This is a genomic window from Pseudomonas sp. NPDC078700 (assembly GCF_044542375.1).
Taxonomy (GTDB): Bacteria; Pseudomonadota; Gammaproteobacteria; order Pseudomonadales; family Pseudomonadaceae; genus Aquipseudomonas.
On sequence record NZ_JBITUI010000001.1, the window covers coordinates 340893 to 360203 of the forward strand.

18 protein-coding genes are annotated in these 19311 nt (G+C 54.8%); 4 read left to right on the forward strand and 14 right to left on the reverse strand.

Annotation, left to right across the window (positions count from 1 at the left end):
• Positions 1-7 precede the first annotated feature (7 nt).
• The 6 genes from nqrE to ACIGCM_RS01655 form a co-directional block, all read right to left on the reverse strand.
• Complete coding sequence (nqrE, locus tag ACIGCM_RS01630) at positions 8-616, reverse strand: NADH:ubiquinone reductase (Na(+)-transporting) subunit E (RefSeq protein ID WP_339485674.1); 609 nt, start codon at positions 614-616, stop codon at positions 8-10.
• The gene (locus ACIGCM_RS01635; protein ID WP_397500297.1) at positions 616-1290 is read right to left on the reverse strand and encodes an NADH:ubiquinone reductase (Na(+)-transporting) subunit D; all 675 of its coding nucleotides are present in this window, start codon (positions 1288-1290) and stop codon (positions 616-618) included. The genes nqrE and ACIGCM_RS01635 overlap by 1 nt, the downstream gene beginning before the upstream one ends.
• On the reverse strand, positions 1287-2075 hold the full coding sequence (locus ACIGCM_RS01640) for a Na(+)-translocating NADH-quinone reductase subunit C (RefSeq protein ID WP_397500298.1): 789 nt from the start codon (positions 2073-2075) through the stop codon (positions 1287-1289). Before ACIGCM_RS01640 ends, ACIGCM_RS01635 begins: the two co-directional genes overlap by 4 nt.
• Positions 2068-3279: an NADH:ubiquinone reductase (Na(+)-transporting) subunit B gene (locus tag ACIGCM_RS01645; RefSeq protein WP_397500299.1), complete on the reverse strand. Its 1212-nt coding sequence runs from the start codon at positions 3277-3279 to the stop codon at positions 2068-2070. The genes ACIGCM_RS01640 and ACIGCM_RS01645 overlap by 8 nt, the downstream gene beginning before the upstream one ends.
• Positions 3280-3281: 2 nt before the next feature.
• The gene (locus ACIGCM_RS01650; protein WP_397500300.1) at positions 3282-4619 is read right to left on the reverse strand and encodes a Na(+)-translocating NADH-quinone reductase subunit A; all 1338 of its coding nucleotides are present in this window, start codon (positions 4617-4619) and stop codon (positions 3282-3284) included.
• A 423-nt stretch (positions 4620-5042) separates the two neighbouring features.
• Entirely contained in the window at positions 5043-6509 is a 1467-nt protein-coding gene (locus ACIGCM_RS01655; protein WP_397500301.1) for a glyceraldehyde-3-phosphate dehydrogenase, read from the reverse strand.
• 132 nt (positions 6510-6641) lie between these two features.
• On the opposite strand from ACIGCM_RS01655, the gene mfd reads away from it, so the two are divergent.
• Together mfd and ACIGCM_RS01665 are read left to right on the forward strand one after the other, a co-directional pair.
• Entirely contained in the window at positions 6642-10079 is a 3438-nt protein-coding gene (mfd, locus tag ACIGCM_RS01660) for a transcription-repair coupling factor (protein WP_397500302.1), read from the forward strand.
• A gap of 16 nt (positions 10080-10095) precedes the next feature.
• Positions 10096-10623: a CsiV family protein gene (locus tag ACIGCM_RS01665; protein ID WP_397500303.1), complete on the forward strand. Its 528-nt coding sequence runs from the start codon at positions 10096-10098 to the stop codon at positions 10621-10623.
• Positions 10624-10704: 81 nt separating this feature from the next.
• On the opposite strand, the gene ACIGCM_RS01670 is transcribed toward ACIGCM_RS01665, so the two are convergent.
• From ACIGCM_RS01670 to ACIGCM_RS01685, 4 genes are read right to left on the reverse strand one after another with little or no spacing between them, the layout of a single operon-like run.
• Positions 10705-11442: an S-methyl-5'-thioinosine phosphorylase gene (locus tag ACIGCM_RS01670; RefSeq protein ID WP_397500304.1), complete on the reverse strand. Its 738-nt coding sequence runs from the start codon at positions 11440-11442 to the stop codon at positions 10705-10707.
• 8 nt (positions 11443-11450) lie between these two features.
• Positions 11451-12449: a beta-N-acetylhexosaminidase gene (gene nagZ / locus ACIGCM_RS01675; protein WP_397501090.1), complete on the reverse strand. Its 999-nt coding sequence runs from the start codon at positions 12447-12449 to the stop codon at positions 11451-11453.
• A gap of 21 nt (positions 12450-12470) precedes the next feature.
• Complete coding sequence (locus tag ACIGCM_RS01680) at positions 12471-12995, reverse strand: L,D-transpeptidase family protein (RefSeq protein WP_397500305.1); 525 nt, start codon at positions 12993-12995, stop codon at positions 12471-12473.
• Between the two features lie 47 nt (positions 12996-13042).
• On the reverse strand, positions 13043-13750 hold the full coding sequence (locus ACIGCM_RS01685) for a TetR family transcriptional regulator (RefSeq protein WP_397500306.1): 708 nt from the start codon (positions 13748-13750) through the stop codon (positions 13043-13045).
• Positions 13751-14006: 256 nt separating this feature from the next.
• Between ACIGCM_RS01685 and lexA the strand changes: the two genes are divergently transcribed.
• Together lexA and sulA are read left to right on the forward strand one after the other, a co-directional pair.
• On the forward strand, positions 14007-14615 hold the full coding sequence (gene lexA / locus ACIGCM_RS01690) for a transcriptional repressor LexA (protein WP_397500307.1): 609 nt from the start codon (positions 14007-14009) through the stop codon (positions 14613-14615).
• Between the two features lie 10 nt (positions 14616-14625).
• Positions 14626-15099: an SOS-induced cell division inhibitor SulA gene (sulA, locus tag ACIGCM_RS01695; protein ID WP_397500308.1), complete on the forward strand. Its 474-nt coding sequence runs from the start codon at positions 14626-14628 to the stop codon at positions 15097-15099.
• 169 nt (positions 15100-15268) lie between these two features.
• Here sulA and ACIGCM_RS01700 read toward each other — a convergent pair whose 3' ends face one another.
• The 4 genes from ACIGCM_RS01700 to ACIGCM_RS01715 form a co-directional block, all read right to left on the reverse strand.
• Positions 15269-15502 carry a hypothetical protein gene (locus ACIGCM_RS01700; RefSeq protein ID WP_010483133.1) on the reverse strand — a complete coding sequence of 78 codons (234 nt, stop codon included), beginning with the start codon at positions 15500-15502 and terminating at the stop codon, positions 15269-15271.
• Positions 15503-15579: 77 nt separating this feature from the next.
• On the reverse strand, positions 15580-16098 hold the full coding sequence (locus ACIGCM_RS01705; RefSeq protein ID WP_397500309.1) for a DUF6586 family protein: 519 nt from the start codon (positions 16096-16098) through the stop codon (positions 15580-15582).
• A 127-nt stretch (positions 16099-16225) separates the two neighbouring features.
• Positions 16226-18838, reverse strand: a complete 2613-nt coding sequence (topA, locus tag ACIGCM_RS01710) for a type I DNA topoisomerase (protein WP_397500310.1) — start codon at positions 18836-18838, stop codon at positions 16226-16228.
• Positions 18839-18953: 115 nt separating this feature from the next.
• Entirely contained in the window at positions 18954-19190 is a 237-nt protein-coding gene (locus tag ACIGCM_RS01715) for a DUF1653 domain-containing protein (protein ID WP_397500311.1), read from the reverse strand.
• Positions 19191-19311: the final 121 nt, after the last annotated feature.

Below are 19311 nucleotides of genomic sequence, written 5' to 3' on the forward strand. Positions count from 1 at the left end.
TCCGTCCTTACAACTGCACGCCAGAGAAGGACATGAAGCCCAGAGACATCAAACCGATGGTGATGAAGGTAATGCCCAAACCCTGCAAACCCGCCGGTACGTCACTGTACTTGAGCTTCTCACGAATCCCTGCCAGAGCGGCAATCGCCAGCGCCCAAGACAAGCCCGAGCCGAAACCGTAAACGGTACTCTCACCCAGGTTGTAATCACGCTGCACCATGAACAAAGTACCGCCCATGATGGCGCAGTTCACTGTGATCAGTGGCAAGAACACACCCAAAGCGTTGTACAGCGCAGGCACGTACTTATCCAAAAGCATTTCTAGGATCTGTACGATTGCCGCGATGACGCCGATGTAGCTGAGCAGACCGAGGAAGCTCAGGTCTACGTCAGGCAGCCCAGCCCAGGCCAATGCGCCGTCTTTCAGCAAGTAGGTGTAGATCAGGTTGTTGGCTGGAACAGTGATGACCTGCACCACGATAACAGCGATACCCAGACCAATTGCCGTCTCGACTTTCTTCGAGATGGCGATAAAGGTGCACATCCCGAGGAAGAAGGCCAAGGCCATGTTCTCAACGAACACCGCTTTAGCCAGAAGGCTCAGATAATGTTCCATTAGTAAGCCTCCTTATTCGAGACCTGAGGCGCCATTTTGAAGCTTGGCTTCTCAATTTGATCGCGCTTCCAGCTACGGATAGCCCAGATGAACAGACCAATCAGGAAGAACGCCGAAGGTGGCAGCAACAACAAGCCGTTTGGCTGATACCAGCCGCCATCATTGATTACCGGCAGGATTTCGAAGCCCAGCAGTTTGCCAGCACCGAACAGCTCGCGAACGATGCCCAATGCAATCAGCATGGCGCTATAGCCCAGACCGTTGCCAATACCGTCGAAGAACGACAGCACTGGCGGGTTCTGCATGGCAAAGGCCTCAGCACGGCCCATCACGATACAGTTGGTGATGATTAAGCCAATAAATACCGACAGCTGTTTCGACAGGCTAAAGGCATAAGCCTTGAGCACCTGGTCAACCACAATAACCAGGGAGGCAATGATCACCATTTGCACGATCATACGAATCGAGCTGGGGATCTGACTGCGAATCATCGAGATAAACAGGTTGGAGAACCCGGTTACCAGGGTCAAAGCGATCGACATGACCAACGCAGTCTTCAGGTTCGAGGTCACCGCCAAAGCGGAACAGATACCCAGAATCTGCAAACCAATTGGGTTGTTGTTGAAGATCGGATTGAGCAGGACTTCTTTAATAGTCGGCTGCGACATGATCAAGCCTCCCCTGCGCGCAATTTAGTGAGAAACGGACCGAAACCTTGTTCACCCATCCAGAACTTGAGCAGGTGATCAACGCCATTACTGGTCAGTGTGGCCCCTGCAAGTGCGTCAACCTGATGCACGGCTTTCGGGCTTTTAGGGTCAACACCGCCTTTAACTACACTGATAGCCACTTTGCCATCTTCGGAGTAAATGGTTTTGCCAGGCCATAGGGCCTTCCACTTCGGGTTATCCACCTCGCCGCCCAGACCTGGGGTCTCAGCGTGCTGATAGAAACCAAAGCCACTCACAGTGTCGAGGTCAGCTTGCAGCGCGACAAAGCCATAGAGGGTCGACCACAGACCTTGACCACGGATCGGCAATACCACTTTATCCAGCTTACCGTCAGTTTCAACCAGATAAACGATGGTGTAGCGCTCACGGCGCTTGAGCTTGGCAAGGTCTTGCTCAGGCTCAATCACAGTCGACTCGTTCGGGTCTTTAGCGCCGACCAGTGGCTCGTACTTGAGCGGGTCTTTGGCGTCACTGAACGTACCGGTTTGTAGATCAACAATCTTTGCGGTGATGCGCTCGTCGAACAAGGCCTTGACTTCTTTACCGCTCATGCCTGGATTACCCAGACTGGCGATAGCCAAGATGCTGCGCTGCTTATCCAGCAGGCGGTTGTCTTGCTGCGTTGGCTTCAACGCAATGGCGGCACCGGCAACGAATACCGAGCACACCAAACAAACCAACAGGGCCACCAGCAACGTACGTGAGGTGGATTCTTTTTGACTAGACATTGCGTGCCAGCCTCCGCTTGATATTGGCTTGAACGACGAAGTGGTCGATCAGCGGTGCAAACAGGTTGGCGAACAGAATCGCCAGCATCATGCCTTCTGGGAACGCCGGGTTGACCACGCGGATCAACACCACCATAAAGCCGATCAGAGCACCGAAAATCCACTTGCCGGTGTTGGTCATGGACGCCGACACCGGGTCGGTGGCCATGAAGAACATACCGAAGGCGAAGCCGCCCACCACCAAATGCCAGTACCACGGCATGGCAAACAATGGGTTGGTATCAGAGCCAATTGCATTGAACAGCATGCTCAGGCCGATCATGCCGAGCATGACGCCCGCAACGATGCGCCATGAAGCGATTTTGGTCATCAGCAAGATGCCGCCACCGATCATCAGGGCCAGGGTGCTGGTTTCACCGATAGAACCGTTGATAGTACCGACAAAGGCATCCATCCAGCTGATACCGTTGCCGATTACGTTCTCAACGCCGCCAGCAGCTGCCAGACCTAAGGATGTTGCACCCGCGAAGCCGTCGACCGAGGTCCAGACCGCATCACCGGACATGTGTGCCGGATAAGCGAAGAACAAAAATGCACGGCCAGCCAGAGCTGGGTTGAGGAAGTTCTTGCCCGTACCGCCGAATACTTCCTTGCCGATAACCACACCGAAGCTGATCCCCAGCGCCACTTCCCACAATGGGATGCTTGGCGGCAGGATCAAGGCAAACAGCACCGAGGTCACGAAGAAACCTTCGTTGACTTCATGTTTACGGATCGAGGCAAACAGCACTTCCCAGAAACCGCCAACAATAAAGGCAGTCGCATAGATAGGCAGGAAGTACGCCGCGCCTTGGATAAAGTTATCCCAGAGGCTGGTCGGATCGAAACCTGCCAAAGAGCTGATCAACGCGAAGCGCCAGCCCTCTTGAGCAGCCAGCAGATCGGGGCTTGCACTGTAGATCAGGTTGGCTTGATAGCCCGTGTTCCACATGCCGAAGAACATCGCCGGGAAAGTACACATCCAGACGGTGATCATCATGCGCTTGAGGTCGATGCCATCACGCACGTGCGCTGTGGTCTTGGTTACGCTGCCCGGACGGTAGAAAAAGGTGTCGACAGCCTCATACAAGGCGTACCACTTTTCGTACTTACCACCAGACTCAAAGTTGTGCTCGATTTTATCGAGGAATGCACGGATACCCACGATTAACCCTCCTTCTCGATGCTTGCGAGGTTATCGCGCAGGATCGGGCCATATTCATACTTACCGGCACAGACATAAGTGCACAACGCCAGGTCTTCTTCGTCGAGCTCCAGGCAACCCAGTTTCTGGGCCATCTCAGTGTCGCTAACGATCAGGTAACGCAACAGCTGGGTCGGCAGGATATCCAGCGGCATCACCGCCTCGTAATTACCGACTGGGACCATCGCCCGCGGGCTGCCATTGGTGGTGGTCGAAAAAGCAAACTTCTTCGCCGCGGCCAACTTGGATACGAAAATATTCAGTACCGAGTGTTTATTCACCCCAGCGCGCAGGTAATGCAGCATCTCGCGGTCATTACCCTCAGCCAAGCAAGATACCTGCTGGTGGTAGCGCCCCAAGAAAGCAAAAGCCCCATGTGCAGTACGACCGCCAAGCAGAGAGCCGGAAACCACACGGTTCTCACCTGGCTGCAACTCACCGGCAGTGATTTCTTCAAGGCTTGCACCCAGACGGGTACGTAGCAGGCGCGGGTTTTCAACCACAGGACCGGCCAGCGAAACGACACGCTCAGTCCACAGTTGGCCGCTGGTAAACAGCTTGCCGACTGCAATCACATCCTGATAACCAATCGACCACACGCTTTTGGTTGCGGTAACCGGGTCAAGAAAGTGAATGTGGGTGCCAGCCAAACCTGCAGGATGGGGACCAGCAAAGGCTTCGGACTGAACCTTATTGAGTTGCTCGCCAGGAAGACTAGCGCCTTCGGCTTTGCATAGGAATACCTTGCCCAGGGTGCTGAGCACTTGCAAACCCTGTTCAAATTCAGTGGCGTATTCGGCGATCACAACCGCCGGATCGGCAGCCAGTGGATGGGTATCAATTGCGGTCACGAAGATAGAGCTAGGCACTGCATCGATTGCAGGCACCTTACTAAAAGGACGCGTGCGCAAGGCAGTCCACAGACCCGACTGCTGCAGGTTTTCGCGGACTTTTTCGTGACTCAGTCCCGCCAGATCACTGGCCGGATACTGAGCGAAAGTCACTTGATCATCACCTTCAAGGTCGATAACCACTGACTGCAGCACGCGTCGTTCACCGCGATGAATCGCGCTGATAACACCTGCACCAGGAGCGGTGTAGACCACGCCAGGGGTTTTCTTGTCAGCGAACAACACTTGCCCGAGCTTGACCCGATCCCCCACCTGGACTTCCATCGTAGGCTTCATACCATGATAGTCGTAGCCTATGACGGCAACGCTGCGTACTGGCCTTGCGGCCTCAATACGCTGCGCCGGCGCGCCAGTTATGGGCAAATCGAGCCCATTCTTAATTTTGATCATAGGTTTGCCTAACCACTGATTTTAGAAATCTTCTTAGAAAACGGACGACGCCTTTCAGCCAATAGGCAAGCACACACTGCGGTTAATCAGCATGATGGACGGCGTCGGTCGCGGGTAAAAAATCCGTTTGATTATAAAGACGGCCCTTGCCACTGACCACCCAAGCCTCGGCTTTTTTTGGGCGATACGTAACAAGAGGCAACAACGCGATAGTTTGGATTAATCCAAAGGCGCCGTGAATACGACTAAAAGCACCTATACACAGACAACTGCCACGCTCATATCAAAACACAATCCGCCCATTATCCCCCAAATGAGTAAATTTCGCGACCAAGCAGTCAGAGAAGCACCGAGTATACCGGGCAAAATCAATGCATAAAAAAACGGGAGCCAAGGCCCCCGTTCTTTTATAGCTAATGCGTCTTAGCTAGGAAACGCTGGCGGGTTAACCCCAACCATGTCTTCCATCACGCGGACAACCTGGCAGCTGTAACCAAATTCGTTGTCGTACCATACGTACAATACAACGCGGTTATCGTTGCTGATGGTCGCTTCAGCATCAACCACACCCGCATGACGCGAGCCGACGAAGTCAGTCGAAACCACTTCTTCCGAGTTAACGTAATCGATCTGCTTGTGCAGGTCAGAGTGCAGCGCCATGTAGCGCAGGTACTCGTTAATCTCTTCACGGGTGGTGGATTTCTCAAGGTTGAGGTTGAGAATCGCCATCGACACGTTCGGCGTCGGCACACGAATGGCGTTGCCGGTCAGCTTGCCCTTCAACACTGGCAATGCCTTGGCCGCAGCAGTTGCAGCGCCCGTCTCGGTGATAACCATGTTCAGCGCTGCCGAACGACCACGACGACTGCCTTTATGGAAGTTATCGATCAGGTTCTGGTCGTTGGTGTAGGAGTGAACGGTTTCAACGTGACCGTTAACAATGCCGTACTTGTCATCAACTGCTTTAAGCACCGGCACGATAGCGTTGGTGGTGCAAGACGCAGCAGAGATGATTTTGTCATCAGCAGTGATTTGCGAATGGTTGATGCCGTGAACGATGTTCTTCAGCTCACCTTTACCTGGCGCCGTCAAAACTACACGGTCAATACCCGGGCACTTGAGGTGCTGACCCAGGCCTTCAGCATCACGCCACTTACCGGTGTTATCTACCAGCAGCGCGTTTTCGATGCCATAAGCGGTGTAGTCGATAGACGCTGGGTCATTCGAGTAAATGACCTGAATCAGGTTACCGTTGGCGCTCAGGGTGTTATTGGCTTCATCAACAGTAATGGTGCCATTGAACGGACCGTGCACCGAGTCGCGGCGCAACAGGCTGGCACGCTTGGCCAAGTCATTGTCAGCACCTTTACGCACAACAATGGCACGCAGGCGCAGGCCGTCGCCACCACCGGTTTTTTCGATCAGGATGCGCGCCAACAGACGGCCGATACGACCAAAGCCGTAAAGCACAACGTCTGTGCCTTTACGGGCCGAGACATTCTGTTGACCAGCAACCGCTTCAAGCTCTTCACGGACAAATTGCTCAAGGCTACGGCCGTTAGCTTCCTTACCGAACTTGGCCATCATGCGACCGAGGTCGACCGATGCGGAGCCCAGCTTAAGCTCGCCCATGGTTTTAAGAACCTGGAACGTGTCGTGCACCGACAGCTCGACATCACCATCAAGACGGTGGCGAGCATAACGGTGAGCTTTAAGTATCTGAATAACAGAGCGATTGATCAGGCTACGACCATAGATCGATGTGACCACGTTGTTATTGCGATAGAGCTGGCCGATCATCGGAATCATCGCTTCCGCAAGGGCTTCTCGATCGATCCACTCACCAAGACACTGGTCGGGCTTCTGATTCACAGGCAGTACCTTCCACATATGTAGGGGCTGAAAAAAGGGGCTACATTATGCCGATACCCGCGCTCGGGGGCAATGTCGCCTGTCGAAACTGACAGCAGGCACGTTCGCCCGCTACAATCTGCGACCTTGTGTTCTGACCGTGAGCCGCCTGTGTCCGTACTGCGCCTACCGTCCCTGCCCGCTGCTGCCGGCAAACAACATTGGGGTAATCTCCCCGGTGCTGCGCTAAGCCTAGCCATTGCTGAGGCTGCAAGCGCTGCAAATCGATTCACTTTACTCCTGACCGCCGACAGCCAGAGCGCTGAACGCCTCGAACAGGAACTGAGTTTTTTTGCCCCAGATTTGCCGGTATTGCACTTTCCGGACTGGGAAACCCTGCCGTATGATCTTTTTTCGCCACATCAAGACATCATTTCCCAGCGTATATCTGCACTTTATCGCCTCCCAGAACTAAAACATGGCGTTTTGGTAGTGCCGATAACCACCGCCCTACATCGTTTGGCACCAACGCGCTTCCTGCTGGGCAGTAGCCTGGTCCTGGATGTTGGCCAAACACTCGATGTAAACGAGATGCGCAGCCGCCTGGAAGCCACGGGGTATCGCTGTGTTGACACTGTATATGAGCATGGCGAATTTGCTGTACGTGGCGCACTGATTGATTTATTTCCGATGGGCAGTAAGCAACCCTACAGGATTGACTTGTTCGATGATGAAATCGAGACCCTGCGGACCTTTGACCCAGAAACCCAGCGCTCGGTAGATAAAGTCGAATCGATCAAGCTGCTGCCTGCGCGCGAGTTTCCACTGGAAAAGAAGGCCGTCACCGATTTCCGCGGCCGCTTTCGCGAGCGCTTTGACGTTGATTTCCGCCGCTGCCCTATCTACCAGGACCTCTCCACAGGCATCACTCCGGCCGGTATCGAGTATTACATTCCGTTGTTTTTCGAAGAAACAGCAACCCTATTCGACTACCTCCCCCAAGACACCCAGGTATTTTCGCTACCCGGCATCGAAAAAGCCGCAGAACAGTTCTGGAATGACGCCCGTAACCGTTATGAAGAACGCCGAGTGGACCCTGAACGCCCACTGCTGCCACCAGCCGATATCTTTTTACCGGTCGAAGACTGCTTTGCACGCCTGAAAAATTGGCCGCGCGTGGTGGTCAGCCAAGATGACATCGAGGACGGCGTAGGCCGCCTGCGTTTTAACGCACAAGCGCTGCCCGACTTGGCGATTCAAGCCAAGGCCAGCGAGCCATTAGCGGCTCTTAGACGCTTTATCGAAGAGTACCAGGGCCGAATTCTATTCTGCGCGGAGTCTGCCGGACGCCGCGAAGTGCTGCTCGAATTGCTCGCACGCCTCAAGCTCAAACCCAAGGAGGTTGAAGGCTGGCCGCAATTTATCGCCGGCAAAGAGCGCCTTGGCATCACCATCGCCCCGCTGGACAATGGGTTGCAGCTTGAAACAGTAGCGCTGATTGCCGAAAGCCCGCTATTCGGCCAACGCGTGATGCAACGTCGGCGTCGGGAAAAAACCCGCGACGCTGGCGAAAACGTCATCAAAAACCTCACCGAACTGCGCGAAGGTGCACCGGTGGTGCACATCGATCATGGCGTGGGTCGCTATCAAGGCTTGATTACCTTAGAGATCGACGGCCAGAACGCTGAGTTTTTGTCGTTGCAGTACGCCGAAGAAGCCAAGCTGTATGTGCCGGTTGCCAGCCTGCATCTGATCGCCCGCTACACTGGCAGCGACGACGCCCTGGCCCCGCTACACCGCCTAGGTTCGGAAATCTGGCAAAAAGCAAAACGCAAAGCCGCCGAGCAAGTACGCGATGTTGCTGCAGAATTGCTGGATATCTACGCACGCCGCGCTGCACGTGAAGGCTACGCCTTTGCCGACCCTCAGGTTGATTACGCCACCTTCAGCGCAGGCTTCCCCTTTGAGGAAACACCCGATCAACAGACCGCAATTGATGCGGTACGCGATGACATGCTCGCACCCAAGCCAATGGACCGTCTGGTCTGCGGTGATGTGGGCTTCGGTAAAACTGAAGTGGCCATGCGCGCCGCATTCATCGCGGTACACGGCGGCAAACAAGTGGCGATCCTGGTGCCAACGACCCTGCTGGCCCAGCAGCATTACAACAGCTTTCGCGACCGCTTCGCCGACTGGCCGGTAAAAGTCGAGGTCATGAGCCGCTTCAAAAGCGCTAAAGAAGTCAGCGAGGCCATGCAGCAGCTCGCCGCGGGCAAAGTCGATATCGTCATCGGCACCCACAAGCTGCTGCAGGACGACGTCACCTTTAACAACCTGGGCTTGGTCATCATCGACGAAGAGCACCGTTTTGGCGTGCGCCAGAAAGAACAGCTCAAAGCGCTGCGCAGCGAAGTCGATATCCTCACCCTCACCGCCACCCCAATCCCGCGCACGCTGAACATGGCCGTTGCGGGCATGCGCGACCTGTCGATTATTGCCACACCGCCCGCACGGCGCTTGTCGGTACGCACCTTCGTCATGGAACAGCAAAACACCGTGATCAAAGAGGCATTGCTGCGTGAGCTTTTGCGCGGTGGCCAGGTGTATTACCTGCATAACGATGTTAAAACCATCGAAAAATGCGCGGCTGACCTTGCTGAACTGGTGCCAGAAGCCCGCATCGGTATCGGCCACGGGCAGATGCGCGAACGCGAACTCGAACAGGTAATGGGTGATTTCTACCACAAGCGCTTCAACGTGCTGATCGCCTCGACCATCATCGAAACCGGTATTGACGTGCCGAGCGCCAACACTATCATCATCGAGCGCGCTGACAAGTTCGGCCTGGCCCAACTGCACCAATTGCGCGGCCGGGTTGGTCGCAGCCACCACCAAGCCTATGCTTATCTGTTGACGCCACCGCGCAAGCAACTCAGCGACGACGCACAGAAACGCCTTGAAGCCATTGCCAACGCGCAAGACCTTGGAGCGGGCTTTGTGCTTGCCACCCACGACCTTGAAATCCGTGGTGCAGGCGAGTTGCTTGGCGACGGCCAGAGCGGGCAAATTCAGGCGGTCGGCTTCACCCTGTACATGGAAATGCTCGAACGCGCAGTCAAAGCCATCCGTAAGGGCGAACAACCCAACCTTGAGCAACCCTTAGGTGGTGGCCCGGAAATCAACCTGCGCGTCGCTGCGCTGATTCCCGACGACTACCTGCCCGATGTGCATGCTCGTCTGATTCTGTATAAACGCATTGCCTCTGCGGCTGATGAAGATGGCTTGAAGGAATTGCAGGTGGAAATGATCGACCGTTTTGGACTGCTCCCTGAGCCGACCAAAAATCTGGTGCGCCTCACCTTACTCAAGCTGCAAGCTGAAACCCTGGGCATTAAAAAGGTCGACGCTGGCCCACAAGGCGGCCGCATCGAGTTTGCTGCAGACACCTGCGTTGACCCACTGACTTTGATCAAATTAATTCAGGGCCAGCCCAACCGTTATAAGTTCGAAGGCGCTACGCTGTTCAAATTCCAAGTCCCGATGGAACGGCCAGAAGAACGATTCAACATACTTGAAGCGCTGTTTGAGCGCCTGACACCCTCATCTTGAAGGACCAATAGTGAATATGCGTGCACTTCGCAGCCTTGCCCTGCTGCCTTTACTGGCGATAAGCGTCTTAAGCCAGACGGCAGTGGCCGCCGACAACTATCAAATTGAACTCATTGTATTCCGCCAGCCCGGCGAAACCCTGATTTCCGGCAAGCGAGCACCGGATGACTGGAGAAAGGGTGCACGCTTGATTGACACCAGCCAAGAGCATGCGACAGCCTTAAATGATGAAGCTGAAAAACTCAATGATGGCGGTGACTATCAGGTATTGCTGCACAAGGCCTGGACACAAGCGAGTGACGAAACCGTGGCACTTGGTACCGGTGATGAGCGCTTAGGGCATATGCCAATTGAAGGCACCCTGAGCCTCAAGCAAGACCGCTCGCTGGAAGCCAAAGTGGATTTGTGGATCAACCAGTTTGAGCCCGGCGGTCTGGTGGCACGCAGTGAGCGCTTGCAACAATCGAGCAGCCTGCAAATTCGCAAGCTCAACTATATCGACCATAGCAATCTGGGCATGCTGATTCGGGTTCGCCCGCAATAAACCTGAACAGATGAGCGGATAAGGCTTTTTATCCGCCGCTGGGTGGCTGACGCTGTTTTCAGCCACCATTACTGCCCGGAGTCAGTCGCTCAGCACACGCGCCAATACCGCCTTGACCTTGTCCATGCCATCAACGAGTGCCTGCTCGATTTGCGCCATGGTAATCAGCTCATTGCTCTTGCCAGCCGCGGGGTTAACCACCAACGACAAGCAGGCGTAAGGCAGATCCAACTCTCGAGCCAACACGGCTTCAGGCATGCCGGTCATACCGACAATATCGCAGCCATCACGCTCCATACGGGCAATCTCAGCCACAGTTTCAAGGCGCGGCCCTTGAGTGGCACCATAAACACCATGACTACTGAACTCACAGTGCTCAGCCATTAACGCAGCGCAAAACTTGTCACGCAACGCCTCGTCGTAGGGATGGCTGAAATCAACATGGGTGACATGATCCAACTCACCCGCAAAATAGGTGTGTTCACGCCCACTGGTGTAATCAATCACCTGATGCGGCACGCAGAAATGGCCGGTGCCCATGGCCATATGGATACCACCCACCGCGTTGACCGCAAGAATGGCCTGCGCACCCGCCTCCTTCAACGCCCATAGATTGGCGCGGTAGTTAACCTGATGTGGAGGAATACGATGCGGGTGACCATGACGCGCTAAAAACAGCACTTCACGGCCAGCGTACTCACCGCGCAGGACTGCTGCTGATGGTGCGCCAAACGGGGTGTCGATATTGAGCGCAGCGGTGATCGTCAGGCCTTCGAGTTGCGTCAGGCCGGTGCCGCCGATAATTGCGTAGACAGTCATGCTTATTCCTATTCAATCAACTGAGCTGCGCGCAAGGCGCGTGTTGCTTCAAGCCAACGCGGGCTCTGGCGATATTCAATGCCGGGAAAAGCTTGACGACGCATTCGCGCCAAACCATCCGGGGCCACCACCGCCAGGCGCTGCGCAGCACTCAGCGCCAGTTCAGCCGCAGCCCTGTCATTGCACACCAACCCCATGTCACAACCGGCGCTCAAGGCGGCTTCTATCCGGCACGCCGCATCCCCCACCACATGAGCGCCTGCCATGGACAGGTCGTCACTGAAAATCACACCTTTGAAGCCCAGCTCGCCGCGCAGGATGTCTTGCAGCCAACGCCGCGAGAACCCGGCAGGCTGATCATCAACTTGCGAATAAATTACGTGCGCCGGCATCACCGCAGCCAACTGATTACCCAACCGGGCAAACGGCTGCATGTCTTGCGCCCGGATCTGCTCGAGGCTGCGCTCATCGACCGGAATCGCAACATGGGAGTCGGCCTCCGCCCACCCATGACCGGGGAAATGCTTACCTGTTGCCGCCATGCCAGCTTGATTCATGCCGCGAATAAATGCGCCCGCCAATTGCGTCGCGCGTTGAGCATCACCCTCAAACGAACGACTGCCAACCACTGCGCTGCGCTGGTGATCAAGATCCAGCACCGGTGCAAAACTTAGGTCCAAGCCGACCGCCAAGACCTCAATGGCCATAATCCAGCCGCAATGTTCAGCCAACTGTTCAGCGTTGGGATTGTCGGCCAATGCACGCATGGCAGGTAGGCGGACAAAGCCTTGGCGCAGACGCTGAACCCGACCGCCCTCCTGGTCAACAGCGAGCAATAAGTCCGGACGAATTTGCCGAATAGCTGTGCTCAATTCACGGACTTGGCGCGGGTCTTCAATGTTGCGCGCAAACAGAATCAAACCGCCAACTTCAGGTTGACGCAAAATTTGTCGGTCTTCAGCCGTTAGCCAAGTGCCGTCAATGTCGAGCATCAACGAGCCTTGCAAAGATGAACTCACAAGAAATCCTTAATCAAGAGGTAGAGCGGCCCAGTCAGGACACGGCGCTTCGTCAATCATCACCGCACAGTTGACCGGTACCTGTTCGAACAGTTGCAGCACATCCGAGTTGCGCATGCGCACGCAGCCATGGGAAAGCGCTACGCCCATGGGCTCAGTGTCTGGCGTGCCATGCAGATAAACATAGCGGCGGAAGGTATCAACATTTCCCAAGCGGTTGCGCCCAGGCTCACACCCGCTAAGCCAGAGAATCCGAGACAAAATCCAGTCGCGTCCCGGTGCGGCTTCGGCCAGTTCAGCTGACCAGACTTCACCCGTCCAGCGCCGTCCACGCAGCACAGCACCGAGGGGCAAGCCAGCGCCAATCTTCCCCCGCACCAGATGCCGGCCTCGGGGGGTGCAGCCAGAGCCATTCTGCTCGCCCACACCATTGAGCGCCGTGGAAACTGGCAGGCGCAGCAACAGCCGATTATCAGCAAAACCATAGAGGCACTGATCGGCAATGGAGATATGTAATAAATCGAGAGTAGCCATGGCGGCTAGCTTAGCGGATCAACCCTCAAACGCCCACCCATTGTGCGTTAAACCTTGGCGGCAAGCGGCTGACTTTTAACCCGCGGGCGCAATTTCGCAGCCGCTAAAGCTGGATCACTCACACCTGACTCGGAGCGCATACCGGCCGCCAAGAAAGGCACCATCAAGCGCATCACTTGTTCAATCGAAGTATTCACCCCGAAATCAGTCTCAGACATAGCGCGCAATGCCTTGATACCCGACATGCTGAATGCAGCGGCGCCCAGCATAAAGTGCACACGCCAAAATAACTCAAGGGGTGGAATACGCGGAGCAGCTTCATGAACCAGCATCATGTAGCGGCGAAACACCTTGCCGTAGACCTCTTCTAGGTACTTACGCAAGTGCCCTTGGCTTTGACTGAAAGCCAAGCCAAGCAAACGCATGAAAATTGACAAGTCATTGCCACTACGGGGTTTAACCGCAAGAGCATGCTCGACCAATAACTCAAGGAGTTCTTCAAGCGACATCGCAGTGTCTGGCTTGGCCTGACGGCGGTCCAGTTCACGTTCAAGGCTGGCACAGAAAGGCCCCAAAAAACGCGAGAAAACAGCTTGGATCAGGGCTTTTTTCGAGCCGAAATGATAGTTCACAGCTGCGAGATTGACCCCAGCCTTGCTGGTAATCAAACGCAGAGAGGTTTCTGCGAAACCTTTCTCGGCAAACAGTTGCTCTGCAGCATCCAGAATGCGTTCAACAGTTTCCGACTGAGCCATTAGCTATCACCTGACAAACACTTGTTTGAAACATACGTTTCGGCTCTATGCATTGTCAAGCATTGCGATGCCGTCTTTTACCGCAGACTTTGATGCTGGCCCATTAATAAAACAAGACGCTCACCAAACCAGCTAAGTAACACCGCGCCAGAACAAAATAGCACGATTAAATCAAACCAATTGCAAATGGATGATTGCCAAGCACGATTCACTGTATATAATCCCAGTCACTGTATATAAAAACAGAGCTGACCCAATGATAAAGCTGACGCCACGCCAAGCCGAGATTCTTGACTTCATCAAGCAATGCCTTGAAGGCAATGGCTTTCCGCCTACTCGCGCGGAGATTGCGCAAAAGCTTGGCTTCAAGTCTCCGAACGCAGCTGAAGAGCATCTCAAAGCCCTTGCCCGCAAGGGCGCAATAGAGATGACACCCGGCGCATCGCGCGGGATTCGTATTCCAGGCTTCGAGCCTAATGCAGAAGAGGACGGCTTACCTGTTATTGGCCGTGTTGCCGCTGGCGAACCGATTCTGGCGCAACAGCATATCGAGGACTCTTGCCGGATCAACCCCGAGTTCTTCCATCCCAAAGCGGATTACTTGTTGCGTGTGCGCGGCATGAGCATGAAGGACATCGGCATACTTGATGGCGATCTATTAGCCGTGCACACCACCCGCGAGGTCCGCAATGGCCAGGTAGTAGTGGCGCGCATTGACGATGAAGTCACGGTAAAACGCTTTAAGCGCGAAGGCAGTAAAGTCTGGCTGATTGCCGAAAACCCTGAGTTTGCCCCAATCGAAGTCAATCTCGAAGAGCAGGAACTTGTCATTGAAGGCTTAAGTGTCGGTGTAATTCGCCGCTAACGGAGTATTTATGCAGCTGTCTCAACCGCTCAATCAGACACAACTTCCACTGTTCGAGGCTTTCATGGCTGTCAGCGCTCCTGCACTGCCGCAAGAAGCACTCAACGATGCTTGGCAGGATCAACCCCAAGCATTCAGCGAATTGTCGCTTCGAGGCGCCGCGAGACACTGCCTAACGCTATTGGCACCCATCCTTCGCGAACTGAGCGAAAATGACAACGAGCGCTGGCTGACACTTATTGCCCCACCGAGCAACCTGACTCAAAGCTGGCTGCGCGACGCAGGCTTAAACCGTGAGCGCATCCTGTTACTGCACCCTCGCGGCGAGCAAAGCGCACTGCAACTGGCAGAAGATGCCTTGAAGCTAGGCCGCAGCCACACGGTAGTTAGCTGGCTTCACCCGCTTGAACGCACTGCACGTCAAACCCTCGAAAATGCAGCTCGCGAAGGTGGCGCACAGAGCTTGAATATTAGCCTGGGCTGAACTGAAGAAAGGCTTATTGCGATTAGTCGCCATCGACTCAATGGATGCTACATCCGGCCCGCGGACTTGTCAGAACCGGCAAGGTGGACGACGTTTTTCCGTCCACTATTCAAACCCTAGCTATTGAGCGGCGCGGGGTAAGTGTCGCCTTAGACGTAGGCAGGCAGGATTAATGAAGAACCCGCGCTTCGCCTTCATGCTGAAAGTCGTTCTCGGCGAGGCGCCCGGCCATCTGCACCCCTACATTGAGCATGGCTTTGGCCACTTCAACATGCTGCCCTTGCAGGAATGACTTCGCGTCCGAGGAGAAATCCAGCACTACAAGCGCCTCCTCATCGTCTGCGCGGCGCAAGGCGATACGGCCATCAGGTAGTTCTACGATTTCTAAAAACGAAGTAGGCATTGATTTGAGTCTCCACGTTAGCCGCCCATTGTAACAGCCGACTAGAGCCACGCCCTAGCCCGCTGATCAATAATGGCTCACCACTCACTCAGCGACTCGCGAAAGCGTCGCGCCAGAGCGGTTATTTGTTTGCGCCAAGCTTCTAAGGTTTCACGCTCAAGCAACTCTGGCTGCTGATCAATGCTAATCGCCTCAATCAAAGGCGTAGTTGGATCAACCTTGGTTTTTTGCTGCATCTGGGGCGGTTTGTGCAGGGCCTTGTAAGCCTCCAACAATTGCGCCAACCAGGTTTCAGCATTGCCTTTAAGCTCAACCAACTCGGAGAACTCCGGGCTTGGCGCGGACTCCAGCATCGACCGGTCTAACAAAACCTCAACCTGAGGCGACTGGCTGTTGGGCAAGCGATAGTAGCCTGCAATCTCATGGCATAGGCCAAGCACAGAGCCATACAGGTGAAACAGCGCAGCCTCACGCTCAGCCTGGATCAAGCCTTGCACATTCATTGCCTGCGACGCTTCAGCCTTACGCCATGACTCCAACGACAAGCCAGCGTAAAAGATTTTTTGATTGGTGCGGGTGTACAACTCGTTAGCCATGGCCAACCACTCCTCAACAGGTCATTGATCAAGGCCTCACGTAGGCCGAGCCGGTTGACTCAGTGAATTCTGGTGGAAAGATTAAACGTCCGCTTGCGCAGGCCAGCGGCCTGCGCAAGGGCTGCAATCAACGTTTTTTGTCTTCGACCTTCCACTTACCGCCGTCAAAGAATGCTTTCCAGCCTGTGGGTTTACCTTCAACCTCAGTCTGTACATATTGCTCTTTGGTTTTGCGGCTGTAACGAATAACCGCCGGACGGCCTTCGGGATCTTTCTGCGGCGCGCTAAACAGGAATTCGTACTTCGGATCGATCTCATCTTTGTGCGGCAGAATCTCGATCACCAGCGGTGCGCGGGTTTCACGATTCTTCGGAAACTGACTGGCGGCCAAGAACAGACCCGATGCACCATCACGCAGCACATAGGTGTCATTAACTTTTTCGCATTTCAGTTCAGGCATTTTCACCGCATCCATTTTCGGTGGCGCCGGCTCACCACTGCGGAGCAATTTGCGGGTGTTCTTACACTCGCTATTGGTGCAACCAAAGAACTTGCCAAATCGGCCGGTCTTCAGTTGCATCTCGCTGCCGCATTTATCGCACTCAAGGCTCGGGCCTTCGTAGCCCTTGATGCGGTATTGCCCGGTTTCAATCTCGTAACCCGCACAATCCGGGTTGTTACCGCAGATATGCAGCTTGCGCGTTTCATCCAGCAAATAGGCATCCATCGCTGTGTCGCAAATCTTGCAACGGTGCTTACCCAGCAGCACCAGGGACTCCGACTCACCTTCATCGTCCGCCGCGATTTCATCACCTGGTACCAGGTTAATGGTCGACTTGCAGCGTTCTTTGGGCGGCAGGCTATAACCTGAGCAACCCAGGAAAACACCAGTAGACGCCGTGCGAATCATCATCGGGCGACCACATTCGCGGCAGGCGATATCCGTCAGCGTCGGTGTATTGGCACGCATGCCAGTGTCGCCATCGGCGGCCACTTCAAGTTTTTTCTTGAAGTCACCGTAGAACTCGTCGAGCACGTTCTTCCACTCGCGCTCGCCCTGTGCAACGTCATCGAGATTCTCTTCCATGCCGGCGGTAAAGCCGTAATCCATCAGATTGGAGAAACTTTCAGACAGACGCTCAGTGACAATGTCGCCCATCTTTTCCGAGTAGAAACGACGGTTATGCAAGGCCACATAACCGCGATCCTGAATGGTCGAAATGATGGCGGCATATGTCGATGGACGACCGATACCACGCTTTTCCATCTCTTTAACCAGGCTGGCTTCGGAGTAGCGCGCAGGCGGCTTGGTGAAGTGCTGGCTTGGGTCGAGCTTGACCAGCTTCAGCGCTTCGCCCTGCTTCATCTCAGGCAGTACAGCGTCATCGCCAGGCTTGCTCACTTGCGGCAAGGCACGGGTGTAACCATCAAACTTGAGAATACGGCCCTTGGCGCGTAATTCGAACTGCGACGCCTCGACCGTCACGGTGGTCGACAAATATTGTGCTGGCGGCATCTGGCAGGCCACAAACTGACGCCAGATCAAGTCGTAGAGACGCTCAGCATCGCGCTCCATACCACTGAGCTGAGTTGGCTTGGTGTTGACATCGGAAGGACGAATCGCTTCGTGAGCCTCCTGTGCGCCCTCTTTGCTGCTGTAGGTGTTCGGTGTTTCCGGCAGGTACTTTTTGCCGAATTCATCCTCGATAAAACTGCGCACCATGGTCACAGCGTCAGCCGACAGGTTGGTCGAGTCGGTACGCATATAGGTGATGTAACCGGCCTCATACAGACGCTGGGCCATCATCATGGTCTTTTTCACGCCAAAGCCCAGGCGATTGCTCGCAGCCTGTTGCAACGTCGAGGTGATAAAAGGCGCAGAAGGCTTGCTGCTGGTCGGCTTGTCTTCACGCTTGGCGACGCTGTAGCTGGACGACTTGAGGGTCTCCAGCGCAGCCATGGCCTGAGTTTCGTTGAGCGGTTTGAATGCAGCGCCATTTTCACGGGCAACTTCAAAACGCACAGTGTCTTTTTTGCCGGTGGCCAGATCAGCGTGGACTTCCCAATACTCTTCTGGAACGAAGGCGCGGATCTCTTTCTCGCGCTCAACCACCAATTTGACCGCTACCGACTGCACGCGACCGGCAGACAGGCCACGGGCAATCTTGGCCCATAGCAGCGGCGAAACCATGTAACCCACTACACGGTCGAGAAACCGTCGGGCCTGCTGCGCATTAACCCGATTGATATCGAGTTCGCCCGGCTTGGAGAACGCCTCTTGAATGGCCTTCTTGGTGATCTCGTTGAACACCACGCGCTTATAACGGCTGTCATCACCACCAATGGATTCGCGCAGGTGCCAGGCAATGGCTTCCCCCTCGCGATCCAAGTCGGTTGCGAGATAGATGGTGTCAGCGTCTTTGGCTAAGCGTCGCAGTTCATCAACGACTTTTTCTTTGCCCGGAAGGATCTCGTACTTAGCTTTCCAGCCATGCTCGGGGTCAACCCCCATGCGCGCCACTAATTGGCGTTTGGCTTTTTCCTTTGGCGACAGAGCCGGAGCCTCGCCTGCAGCAGCTTTTCCGCGCTTGGCCGGTTCTTTGGCCGCGCTTGCCGAACCACTGGTGGGCAGGTCACGGATGTGGCCGATGCTCGACTTCACCACGTACTCGTTGCCCAAGTACTTGTTGATTGTCTTGGCCTTGGCCGGGGATTCCACGATGACCAGCGATTTACCCATGGATCAGAAAATTCCTGAATGTGAAGAAAAGAAAAGGCAGCAGACGCCTTGTCTGGCACCGCTATATATAGTGGCGCTTAAGGCAAGGTCAAGTTTAGGTGTTCTGCAGAGTGCTTCAAGGTTGGCCAAAAAGCGGCGTTTCAGCTTCGACTAGAGCAAAGCGCGGAACGCTTTCACCGTCAACATCAACACGCTCGCAAAACATACCGAGCGGACGCACCCAAAGCCCATAATCCCCGTACAGCGCCTGATAAACAACGACCTGCTGCTCAGTTTCGGAGTGTTGAGCAACGCCAAAAACACGGTATTCAGGGCCTTTGTAATGGCGGTAAAGACCGGGTTTTATCTGCATTTCTCAATTCCTAATAAAAAATTCGCACAATACGGCTGAAAAATGCAGTGCATTCATTTTCAGCAATAGTCAAACAAACAAAAACCGGGGCACATGGCCCCGGTTTCACATCTTGGAACGG